The organism is Pseudomonas sp. TE4620, assembly GCF_056279045.1.
Genome location: NZ_JBWBQO010000001.1, coordinates 936,127 through 947,585, shown reverse-complemented (window position 1 = coordinate 947,585; position 11,459 = coordinate 936,127). Strand labels below are relative to the sequence as shown.

Annotated in this window: 5 protein-coding genes; all 5 read right to left on the bottom strand. The window is 62.0% G+C overall.

Going from position 1 to position 11,459, the window contains the following annotated elements; genetic code table 11:
* Positions 1–110: 110 nt before the first annotated feature.
* The 5 genes from ACZ9A3_RS04530 to flgJ all read right to left on the bottom strand — a co-directional run bounded on the left by ACZ9A3_RS04530 (position 111) and on the right by flgJ (position 11,449).
* Positions 111–2,906: a glycosyltransferase gene (locus ACZ9A3_RS04530; RefSeq protein WP_476252180.1), complete on the bottom strand. Its 2,796-nt coding sequence runs from the start codon at positions 2,904–2,906 to the stop codon at positions 111–113.
* A 57-nt stretch (positions 2,907–2,963) separates the two neighbouring features.
* Positions 2,964–6,530, bottom strand: a complete 3,567-nt coding sequence (locus ACZ9A3_RS04525) for a glycosyltransferase (protein ID WP_213602065.1) — start codon at positions 6,528–6,530, stop codon at positions 2,964–2,966.
* A gap of 72 nt (positions 6,531–6,602) precedes the next feature.
* A complete protein-coding gene (locus ACZ9A3_RS04520; RefSeq protein WP_093385639.1) occupies positions 6,603–8,177 on the bottom strand; it encodes a flagellar hook-associated protein 3 in 1,575 nt (524 codons plus the stop codon).
* 13 nt (positions 8,178–8,190) lie between these two features.
* The gene (gene flgK, locus ACZ9A3_RS04515; protein WP_045200252.1) at positions 8,191–10,239 is read right to left on the bottom strand and encodes a flagellar hook-associated protein FlgK; all 2,049 of its coding nucleotides are present in this window, start codon (positions 10,237–10,239) and stop codon (positions 8,191–8,193) included.
* Between the two features lie 10 nt (positions 10,240–10,249).
* The gene (flgJ, locus tag ACZ9A3_RS04510) at positions 10,250–11,449 is read right to left on the bottom strand and encodes a flagellar assembly peptidoglycan hydrolase FlgJ (RefSeq protein ID WP_476252179.1); all 1,200 of its coding nucleotides are present in this window, start codon (positions 11,447–11,449) and stop codon (positions 10,250–10,252) included.
* Positions 11,450–11,459: the final 10 nt, after the last annotated feature.

Below are 11,459 nucleotides of genomic sequence, written 5' to 3'. Positions count from 1 at the left end.
CCCCTGCCAGTGCAGGAGCACAAGGCTGTAGACACGGGGGCTTAGCGAATCGCAGGCATGAAAAAGCCGGGCATTGCGCCCGGCTTTGCATATTTCGCGCCAGAGACCTGTTAAGGCAACCACTCCAGCACGCCGTTGCCACCGGCCACTACTACACGCGAAACGTCAACGCCATGCTCGACATCGACTACAACACGGGTGCTGAAGGCTGCCGGCCAGCGCTGGACCAGCGCTTGGCACTGTTCCCGCGCAGGCAATGGCACTGCGACGTTAAGCACTTGCGCCTGGGGTACGCAGATCGCCAGCAAACCGGCTTGTGCAGCCTTCAGGCACAGGTCGACATCGGTACCACCCGCAAGCTGTTCATCCAGCCCGGCACACTGCTCGAACAACGCCTTGCCCACCATCAGGCAGTCGGCCGACACCGCCTGGCAACCTCTTACCGCTTCCAGCCCGGGCAATGTCACTCGCACACGCGAAGCACCCTGCCGGGCATTGCGTACCAGGCCACTGCCGAGCAGCTCGTAACCTGCATGACTGATGACGCCATCGCGATCGAACATCTGGCAACCGACAACACCCACCTCAGGGCGCTGAGCCTGGTTGAGCAGGGATTCGATCCAGGCCGGCGACACCACCTCGCTGCGGCTCGACATCAGCACCAGGTACTGCCCCTGGGCCTGGGCCGCAGCCTGGTTGACCATCTGTACCCGCACCGACGACTCACAGGCAAACAAGCGCACCCGCGATCCCAGCCCCTGCACCGTGGCAAGGCCTGCGGCTACCGCCTCGGCATTGGCCGCCTCGCAGGTGACGATCACCTCGTAACGGGCATAGCGAGTACGCTGGACCACGCTTGCCAGGCTTACTTTGAGCTGCTCGAGATCGGAATCGGCAACCAGCACAATGCTCACTTGCGGGGTCTGCGGATGACGGAAGTCAACCTGGAAGGTACCGTCGGTACTTTCGTTGACCTGGCCACGGTAACCCAGCACGTTCAAATGACGCTTGAGGGTGGTCAGGGCTTGACCAGCCATCGACTCCGGCGCTTGCTGGCCGATCACCAGGTACTCGTCCAGGTGGGCCATGCCGCTGATACCGCTGGCTTCGACCAGACGCAGGAGCAGATCGAATTCCAGCGCTTGCGCACAGTCTTCACTGTAACCGCCCAGGTCGACAACGGCCTGGCGACGCACCAGCCAATGCCGGGCCATCAGGTCAGGACGACTGCGCAGCAGGTCCAGGTCGCAACCAGGACGTACGACGCTGAGCAGGCGCCCGTCGCTGTCGCGCTGAACTTCGTTGGCACAGATCGCATGGCACGCCTGGGCGCCAGGCAGCTCGACCTGCAAACGCAACAAGCCGCCGGTAGCCAGTACATCGCCCGCCTGCAACATCAGCAGCCATTCGCTGGAAAGCTGGCGTACCACCTGGTTCAGGTGCGCAACCATGTTGGCCGGCGTAACCTTGATAAAGTGCAGGGCATCCCGGGCCGTGGTGATGGCCGGCAGTTCGCCGGCCTTGAGCACGACAATCTTGAAGTTGCGCAAACCGCTGGCGACCAGGCTGTCGAAGGTATCCTGCAAACCTGCGTTATCGTCCGCAAGATCGATCACCACAAAGGCTGTCTGCGGCGCCGGGTTTTTCCCCAGGTGGGCAAAAATGCGCTCGCGGGCGGCGCTGTCCGGGGTGGCCGCAGCGATTGCCGCCAGCACCTTGCCCGAAGGCGTGCTCGCCAGCTGCGTCTGCACAGCGGTAGCCGGCAGCAATTGGAGCTGCTCCAGCCAGGTGCCAAGGTCGCGGCGCAGCCCCTGGTCCTGCTCGCCCAGGCCTGCCAGCAGGCGCTGGCAAACCTGCGGGTTGAACACACCCAGTGCAAAGGCCTGCCAGTAGCGGGCCATGAGGCTCTCGGCGGTATCGTTGGGATGCTCGGCAAGCAATGCTTGCTGCCGTACCCAGGTACCTTCCAGCGCCCGGCTGTGAAGCTGTCCGGCGGGCCAGGCATGGACCATGAACTCGCTCGAGCGCAACTGACCGAACACGCTGCCGTTGTAGTACGGCATATCGACAAACTGGGTTGGCTCGAACGTCACTTGTGGTTCGGACGACAGGCTGTCCCAGCGCGAAGTGAACAGCAATGGCGCCTCACAGCGCGAGTGGGTATTGCGCACGAAGGCATTGAGGACTTCGAAGCCCCTGGCACTGGCAAATACCGCTGCCTGCTCGCCATCCCAGTGCTGGAGCTGGCGCACAGCCTGGCTCAGAAACTCTTCGCGAGCCTGCTCGGAAAGACTCCAGGGACGGTATTCGACCATCGCACTGGTGTGCGCCAGCAGCCGCGATGCGCCCTGGGCCAGCAGCCCATAGGAAACCGCCACACACCAGCTATCGAACGACAGGTTCGCCGGCACGCTGCGCACCGCGGTTTTCAACACCTCGGTCCTGATCACTGCCCGCCACGCCTGCAAACCGTACTCGGCATGCACGGCAATACGCCCCAGGGCGTTGCTGGCATGCAACTGAGCCTTGGGCGCAGAGCCGATCTTGTAGTAGTCCACGTCGCCATTACCAGGCTGGTAACCCAGCGAGTAACCTTGAGCCATTACGTAATCGGCGTCGCCTTGCAAGGCTTCCACCGCTGCAGCGATGCCATCGGTCAGGAGGAAATCACACTCCAGGGTCAGCACCGCAAACGCGGTATCGACCTGCTTCAGGGTCTGCAGCACCTGCTCGGACCAGTCACCGACCGACGTTTGCGACGCCGGCGCTGCGAGTGTCTGCAGGTGTGCAAAGCGCGCCTGGTAATAGTGAGCGGCGCGCCCTGAATAGCCAGGCTCGTCCTGACCCAGCAAGACGACGGTGACGTCATCCAGCAGCGCTGCACAACCGATTGCTTGTTCGCCCATAGTGCACCTAGTTCTCATGTTATCTGTCATGGCCAGCATCAAGGCCGGCCACTGTCGTTAATCGGCCAACCAGGCGTTAGCCCAGTGCTGAAGCTTGTCGGGTGTCAGCATGAAGTCGCGCAGCACCACTTCGCGCAGGGCATCGCCCAGGCGATAACTGGCCTGGGGATCGTCCAGATGCATGCGGATCGCTTCCAGCCAGGCCTGCGTCGAGTTGCCGGCCACCCGCGTACAAGGCAGGTAGCCCTGATAAGCCTTGGTATCGGAACACACCACGGGGAAGCCGCAGGCGCCATACTCGAGCAAGCGCAGATTGCTCTTGCAGTCGTTAAACAGGTTGGTTTCCAGCGGTGCCAGCGCCAGATCCAGGTTCAGGCTCGCCAGCTTCTGCGGATAGAGCGACATGGCAATGCCGGTGTGGTACTCCTTGACGTAGGGCCTGAGCACCTCCGGGCACATACCAAAGAACACCCAGTCGACCTCGTCGGCAAGCTCCCGGACCACCTCGGCCAGCAGCTCCAGGTCACCTTGATGGCTGGTGCCCCCAGCCCAGCCGACACGCGGCTTGAGGGTGGTTTGTCGATGACTCTTGAGGTCGCTCCACATGTGCATCGCCAGCATGTTCGGCACCACCCGGATATCATGGTGCATGCTCGACAGCGCATCAGCCAGCGGCTGGGTCGACACCACCACACGGTCGCACAGGGAAATGCCGCGGCTCACCAGTTCGCGCATGTTCTGCGGCATGTTGCGGCTGTGCGCATTCTTTTTCGGCACGTCGATGATGTAGTCGTCGATCTCGTAGATTCGCCGCGCACTGGAAAAGGTTTTGACCCGCTCGATATCCCGAATGGTACTGGCCATGTAACGGCACTGCAGGATGATCGAGTCCGGCTTGCAACGCTCCATTTCGATAGTGTTGGGCGTGGCGTAATCCAGCTGACCCTGGATCCAGCCGGCCCGCTCCAGCTCGGTAAATGGCTGCACCACCCGGTAATGCCCAACCGCCGTGGTGTTGACCGGCAACGCCAGCACATAGGGCAATGGCCGGCTGATGAACGGGTCCCAACCACTACGCAAACCCGGTTCCAGATTGTAGCTGGACAGCTTCAGGCTAAGGTTGCGGTTGTAGGCCGGATCGTTGGCCACCAGGGGCAGCCAGCGCTGGTAGAAGGCGCGTTGGTCCCGTTCTATCGCCTTGGTGTCGACAACCTGCTCGACTGGCAGGCGCGCCACCATCGAAAACGGTGTCCAGACCACCAGGTAACCCTGCTCACGCGCACGCAGGCAGAAATCGGCGTCGAGCAACTCAACGCTGAATGCCTGGACATCCAGACCACCCAGCGCATCGAACAGGTCGCGCCGCACCAGCAGGCAATGGGCGCTGACAGCGCTGAGGTTCTGTACCGCAAGCAAGCGGTTCATGTAACCACCGGCATCGACCGGCTGACCGTAGAACGGGCTTCCCGCCAGGCCATGCACACCCAGCAGCAGCCCGGCATTGACCACCATGCCGGCGCTGCTACACATCTTCGGACCGACAATGCCGACTTCCGGACGCTGGCCCTGGCGCATCAATTCGCTCAGCCACTGGCCATCGAACATCAGGCAGCCAGGGTCGACCAGCAACAGATAGCTGCCTCGCGCCTGCTCGGCGGCCTGGTTGATCAGTTGCTGCCCGGCGCTGTCCTCGGACTGGACAATGTGCAACTGATCGCTGCCCAGTTGCCGCATCGCAGCAAGCCAGGACTGCAGATCCTGAGGCTCGTCACCCTTGGTGGCGATCAGTACTTCATAGTTGCGGTAGGCGGTGTGTTCGAAAATCGATTCGACACAACGCCGAAGCGCCTGCAGGTCTTGCCCGGCCACGATGATGATCGACACCGCGGGCGTATCAGCGTGCTGGTACAGCACTCGGGTCAACATGCTGTTTTCGGCCGATACCAGCTCGGCCTCGATACCCAGGCGCTGCAGGTGCGCCTGCAATACGCGTGGTGCCTGGGCCAGGCAGGCCGGCTCGGACTGCCAGCTGGAATAGCTGTACTGACTTTGCACCAGCAGTTCGGCGACGTGCTCGACCACCTGCAAACCATGGCTTTCAACCATCCGCCAGAGCAGATCTTGCGGCGCCAGGACGTCATAATCAGCCGTGAAGCCGCCCAGCTCCAACAGCCGGGTCCGCTCGAAGGCCAGCATTCGTCCGACGTAGGGGAAGCTGCGCATCAGATCGAGGTTGAAGTCGGGTTTGAAGATCGGCTGGCCAACCTGCAGGTTATCGTCACTGCCCTCATCGGTGTACAGGCACAACCGGTCCGTGTGCAAGGCCAGGCGCTCGGCCATGATCACCAGGGCATGAGGATGCAGGCGATCACCGGCGCGTAGCAGCAACACCCAGTCTGCCGATTCGGCCCTGGCGATCCGCGCATTGAGCTGTTCAAAACCATTGCCACGCAAAGCGCTGTACTCGACACCCGCATCACTCGCAGGCGGCTCTTGAGTGCCAAGCACCCAGACCTGATGCGGCGCATAAGACTGGGCGGCCAGGCTGTCGAGTGTCGACTTCAACGGCATCGCCTCGCCCTGTGGATCGAACACCACAGCAACGATGCGCGGTTGTCGTGGCCATTGCTCGATCCGTTTGGGCAGCAGGCTGATCTGCGCGGGCGACAAAGTGCGGCACTCAAGCCACTCGGCATAGAGCTCGGCAAAGCTCAGGCTGTGGGTACCGACTTGCTGCTGATAGTGGCCCATCTGCCCGGCGTACAACCGGGTCAGTTCATATTCGTCCCACTCCAGCGTCTCGCCTGGGCGAAAATCCTCAAGCGCCACGTAGCGAATCCAGCCGGTGGCCGGCGGCGCTTCGCCGGTGTTGGCGGCGAGCATCTGCTGCAACCATTCGCTCTCGGTCTTGTGTGCAAGGGTGATGCCGGCCTGATGGCTCAGACGTCCGGCATGGACCCGCTCGATACTGAGCATGTTAGACAGGTAGGCCAGGTGCCCACGGCGCAACAGGCACATGTACAGCGCCATGTCCAGGCGCGCAACGAACCCTGCGCCCTGCTGCACCAACTGCGGCAGGTACTGCTCTACCGCAGCCCGGCGCATGAGCATGTGACTGATGCCGCCAAACAGGTTGGGAACCTTGCTGGTGACCGCATCGAGCATGTCACCGCCGTTGAGGATCGCGCTGCAAGGGGCAATCACGCAGTTGGCCGGCCGCGGCGGCAACAGCGTCTCGTCCGCCGCGCAGATCAGCCGGTGGTTGACCACCATGTTGACCTCGGGGCAATCGGCCATGATCCGCGCCTGTTGCTCGATGCAGTTTTCGATCAACCAGTCGTCGTCACAAAGAAACTTGACGAACTCGCCCCGGGAGTGCTCCAGGCATTGCAGCAGGTTACCGGCAAAGCCCAGGGTCGCGGGGTTGCGCGAATAGCGCAGTTCGCAGCTTGCCTGCGCAACCCTCTCATCGAAAATGGCCTTGATCTCGTCCCCCTGACTGTCGTCGCAAACGATGACCTCGAGGTTGGTGTAGCTCTGGGAGATGGCACTGAGCAGCGCGCGACTGAAGAACTCGGGGTTGAAGGCAGGAATGGCGATGCTGACGAGGGGTTGTTCGATCATAGTGGTAGGCCTGGAGAGGGTTCCGGGTGATGCCGGCAGGGGCATCACCCGGTGATGTTGCGCAAAGATGTATCAGAGCCGGTTGAACAGGCTCAGCGAGGAGATCTTGGTGAACGCCAATTGCGACGCCTGCAGCATTGTCTGCTGCAGGTTCAGGCGGATCAGCACATCGGCCGGATCGGCGTCGCGGATCGAACTCTGGGTCTTGGTATTGGCCATCTTCAGGCTTTCGTTGGTATCGGCCTGGACGTCCAGGGCGGCACCCCGGGCACCGATTGAGCTGATCGCCTCGGCAACCTTGTTGGCGCCGCTTTCCAGGTTACCGATGGCCGACTGCAAAGCCCCCTGGTATTTCTGCCGCGCCGCCAGGTTGTTGTCGACCGGCAATTCAAGCGCCTTGCGAAACTCCGAGATGGTGTCGAGGATATTCTGGGTCTGATGGGTATCGACCTTGACCGAGAACTGGTCGCCGCTAGCCGGCACTGCCGAGAAGTCGAAGTCGACACCGGCAATATTGGCCTTGGTCGCCGGGGTACCGGTCAGGTTGCCAGTGGCCACCGGGCGCGCATCCGGCCCCATTGGCTGGGCATACACTTCATAGGCCGAGGCACTGGTGAACTTGATGATCGCGCCACCGCCAGGAAAGGCATTGTGGTACGCCGTCTGGTCGGTAATCTTGGCTCCGGTGATCTGCGATGACGAGGTATTGCCGGCGCTGCGCGAGCCACTGACTTCGTCGGGTTTGGAGCTTAGCGAGAAGCTGTGACCGGCGATGACCGCGTCCGGGTTGGCCTTGTCGGCATCCGTCAGGTTGATGTCCAGGCGCATCTCGACACCACGGAAGGTGATGTTGGCCGGCTTTTTCGGGTCGAAGGCGCCTTCACCGGTGGCTTCCAGGGTCACGTCGTTGTTGGCTGCGTCAGTGATCTTGAACTGCGTGCTGCTGGTGAAGGTGATGGTGTACGGCTCGCCACCACGGAAACGATCGTTGTACTGGGTGCTGCCGGAGACCTGGCCATTGGACAGACTGACACGGCCGTCATCCACGGCCGGCGAGGTCAGCTTGGTCTGGCTGCGGCTGGTGTTCAGCGCCTGTTCGAACACACTGTAGCCACTCTCGTTGGTAGCCATGGTGAGCATGTCACCGACCTGCAGGCTCAGGGTGCTCTGGTCGCCCTGGTAGGTGTAGGTACCATCGGCATTACGCACGTAGGGCGGGGTGTCGCCACGGGAGCCGGAGAACAGGTATTTGCCGTTCTCGTCACGGCTGTTCATCAGGCTGTAGAGCTGCTCTTCGAGCTGGGTCAGTTCCTGGGCATCGGCCTTGCGGTCGGCGTCGGTGTAGCCACCGCTGCCGGCGCTGATGGCCAGTTCCTTGACCCGCGCCAGGATGTTGGTAATGCCGTTGAGGGTCGACTCGGAGGTGCCCAGGCTGTTGCGCACGTTGGTGATGTTGCCATCGTACTGGTCGATCAGGTTGCTCTGCTGTTGCAGTTGCAGCAGGCGCGCAGCCCCTACCGGATCATCGGCAGCGGTACGCACACGAATGTTGTCGCTGGCCTGCTGGCCGGTCTTGACCACGTTGGAAAAGTTGCGCTGATAGTTCGCGGAGCTGGTTTCGTAAAACTGGGAAGTAGAAATACGCACGGTCTACCACTCCTTAAAGGGCGTTGATCAGCGTGGAGAAAATTTCCTGCGCCGCTTTGATGATTTGCGACGAGGCCGTGTAGTACTGCTGGTACTTGATCAGGTTGCCGGCTTCTTCGTCGAGCTGTACGCCCGACAGCGAATCGCGTGCGCCCCGGGCCGACTCATGCAGGGCGCCGGTAGAGTCGACGTCCATCTGCGCCTGGGCGGTCTTGCCACCGACGTTTTCCACCAGCTTGCCATAGGCGTCGGTGAGGCTGATGCCCTTGCCGTTGGCGCCGACTTCAACCGTACCTTTGGTCTGCAGGTCGATCAGCGCCTGGCCGTTGCGGTTGTTGTCCGAACCCGAGCCGGTCATGCCGATGGTGTAGTTATCACCCTGCTTGGGTGCACCCGAGACGCTCATCTCGAAGGTGAAGGACTTCTGGTTGCCGCTGGCATCCTTGATCGGCGCGCCGGTGGAATCGACCATCGGCACCGAGAACTGCAGTTTGTTTTCCTGACCGGGAATAATGGTGCCGCTACCCAGGGTACCGCCCTTGGCATCGAGCAGCTTGTAGGTCTGCGGGTTGGCCTTTTCGTCACCGAACACCAGCTTGACCGGGGTCGAGTACTTCAGGCCATTCTGCAGATCCAGGCGCTGGGCCGGGTCGTAGATGTCCAGGGTCGAGGTCAGGTTGGGCTGTCCGATGATCCCGGTGCCCTGGTTGCCGGCACCACTGGTAGACGTCAGCGGCGATGCCAGCGCCAGGCGCTTGGGGTCGGTAAGGACGGTGTCCAGGTTGGTCGCGGCATTGCGTGTCGGGGTGATCTTGAAGGTGTCACCGGCCTGCAGCGCGCCGCCATTGAGGTTGAGGCTGAAACCGTCGATGACCGGTGCCGGATCGTCATTGAGATCATAGGAACCGACCACGCTGCCCTCCGGCAGCTTCTTGACGCTGTAACCCGTGGCGCTGGTGAAGGTCACCTGATAGTCGCTGGTGCTCAGCTTGCCGGTGTCCTTGATGGTCACATCGAGGTTGCCGGAGCCTGCGCTGTTGCCCGCCTGGGCAATGCTGCGCTGGCTGATCAGTTCGGGGCTGTTGATGTTGTTGAACAGGGCCGCGCCGAACTCGCCGTTCTTGTCGATACCCTGGGCCAGCTGGCTGTTGATCCGGTCGGCCATGACCAGGGCCACGCGCCCCAGCTCGTTCAGCGACGGGTCGAGCACTTCGCTGCGATAGCGCAGCAGGCCGCCGATCTCGCCACCGCGAAGGCTCGAGGTAACGTCCATGGTGGTGCTGCCACGGTTGAGCTGCACGACAAATCGGGTCGGGTCGGTCTTGCTCGGCGCGGTCTCGAGGTTGTTGGTGGTTTTACCCAACACCAGCGGCTGGCCGTTTTCCAGATAGATATCGAGGTTGCCTTCGCGCTCGACCACCTGGGTACCGACCAGCTCGGAGAGCTGACGTACCGCCTCGTTGCGTTGATCGAGCAGGTCGTTGGGGGTGCCCTGCACCACCGCCACCTTGGAGATCTGATCGTTGTACTGGGCAATGGTTGCCGTCAGCTTGTTGACCTGGTCGGCCATCGAAGCGAGGTTGCCATTGATGTTGCTGTTCTGCTCGTTGAGCTGGCTGGCGATGGTGTTGAAGCGCTTGCTCAGCGATTGCGCGCTGGTCAGCAGCAGCTGACGCGAGGCATCTTCATTGGGCTTGGCAGCAGCGCTCTGCAAGGCACTGAAGAAGCTCTTCAAGGCACCCGTGATACCCGTGTCGGCGCCCGACAGCATCTGGTCGATCGGCCCGACCTGCTTCAGGTACGAGGCGGCATCGCTGCTCAGCGAGGTGGTGGTACGCAACTGGTTTTCAAGGTAGGCGTTGTACACCCGACGCACATCGGAGAGGGTCGTGCCGGTGCCGATGAACACACCGCCAACCTGCTGCGCGCCGTTGGACCGCTGCACATTCTGCTGGCGCGAATAACCGGCAACATCGGCATTGGCAATGTTGTTACCCGTGGTGTGCAGGCCCGCCTGGTTGGCGTTGAGCCCCGACATCCCGATGTTGATCAAACTCGCCATGGTTCAAACCTTATAGTTTCGTTGTAGTGCCAATCGCTGCGTAGCTTTCGTACGATTTCATCTGTTTGGCGATCTGCGAAATCTTGCTCGCGTAATCCGGGTCGGTTGCGTATCCGGCTTTCTGCAGCTCGCGTACAAACTGTTCCGGTTTATCGGCAGCCTTGACCGCTTCTTTATAGCGCGCGTTGTTCTGTAGCAGGCTGACCAGGTCATGGAAGCTGTCCTGGTAGGAGTCGTAGGAACGGAACGCCGCGGTCTCCTTGACGAACTGACCGTCACGAAACTCGCTGGTGATCGCCCGCGCCTGGCCGCCCTGCCAGTTGCCGGTAGCCTTGATGCCAAACAGGTTGTGACTGCTGCTGCCATCGGCCTGGCGCATGACCGATTTGCCCCAACCGGTTTCCAGCGCCGCCTGGGCCACCAGGTAGCGCGGATCGATACCGATGCGCTTGGCAGCCTGCTCGGCCATTGGCAGCATGGTGGCAACGAATTCATCCGACGAGCCGAATGCGCGCTTGGCCGGCGCCAGCGGCGGCTGGGCCACGGCGCGGCCATAAATGCGCATCGAACCCGGCGCGGCAAAGCTCTGTGCCGACTGCCAGTCACCCTTGACCACGGCATCGGTCATGGCCGTGGTGCGTTGCGGCAAGGCTGCGGTGTTGGTGGTGGCAGCGACGGCACCGGCGGACGGCACGATGCCGGCCAGCAGGCGATCGGTGAGTTTGCCCGGCAGCGCCAGGCGCCGCGAGTTGAGCGCCGCCATGTCGTTGCGGGTGACGGCGGTTTCTTCGCTGCGCGCAGGCTCGGCAACCTTGCTTGCCCACAACGGCCGCTGCTGGATATCCACGCGCGGGAACGGGCTGTTGTTGCTCGCAGCGCTGGCCTTCTGCTTGGACAGCTGGCGCATCAGCACTTCCTGCAGGCCGATACCGCCGCCCTCGCGGGACATGCTCACCGCCAGCTGCTGGTCGTACATCTGCTGGTACTGCTTGGTGGTCTCGGTGTTGAGCGGGTTGTCCTTGGCCAGCACATCGCTGGCCGAGCGCATCGACTTGAGCATCTCGTTGAGAAACAGCGACTCGAATTCCTGGGCCACCTTGCGCAGGTTGGCATCGCTGTCGCGATCACCAACCTTCAGCGAGTTCAGGCGATTGAGGTCGGTGTAGGCACCACTGTCACCGGCATTGAAAGCACTTTTAGGCATATCCATGGCCAGCCCC

Coding starts and splice junctions, on each gene's coding strand:
- ACZ9A3_RS04530 (WP_476252180.1), bottom strand. CDS start 2,906: ATGGGCGAACAAGCAATCGGTTGTGCAGCGCTGCTGGATGACGTCACC.
- ACZ9A3_RS04525 (WP_213602065.1), bottom strand. CDS start 6,530: ATGATCGAACAACCCCTCGTCAGCATCGCCATTCCTGCCTTCAACCCC.
- flgK (WP_045200252.1), bottom strand. CDS start 10,239: ATGGCGAGTTTGATCAACATCGGGATGTCGGGGCTCAACGCCAACCAG.
- flgJ (WP_476252179.1), bottom strand. CDS start 11,449: ATGGATATGCCTAAAAGTGCTTTCAATGCCGGTGACAGTGGTGCCTAC.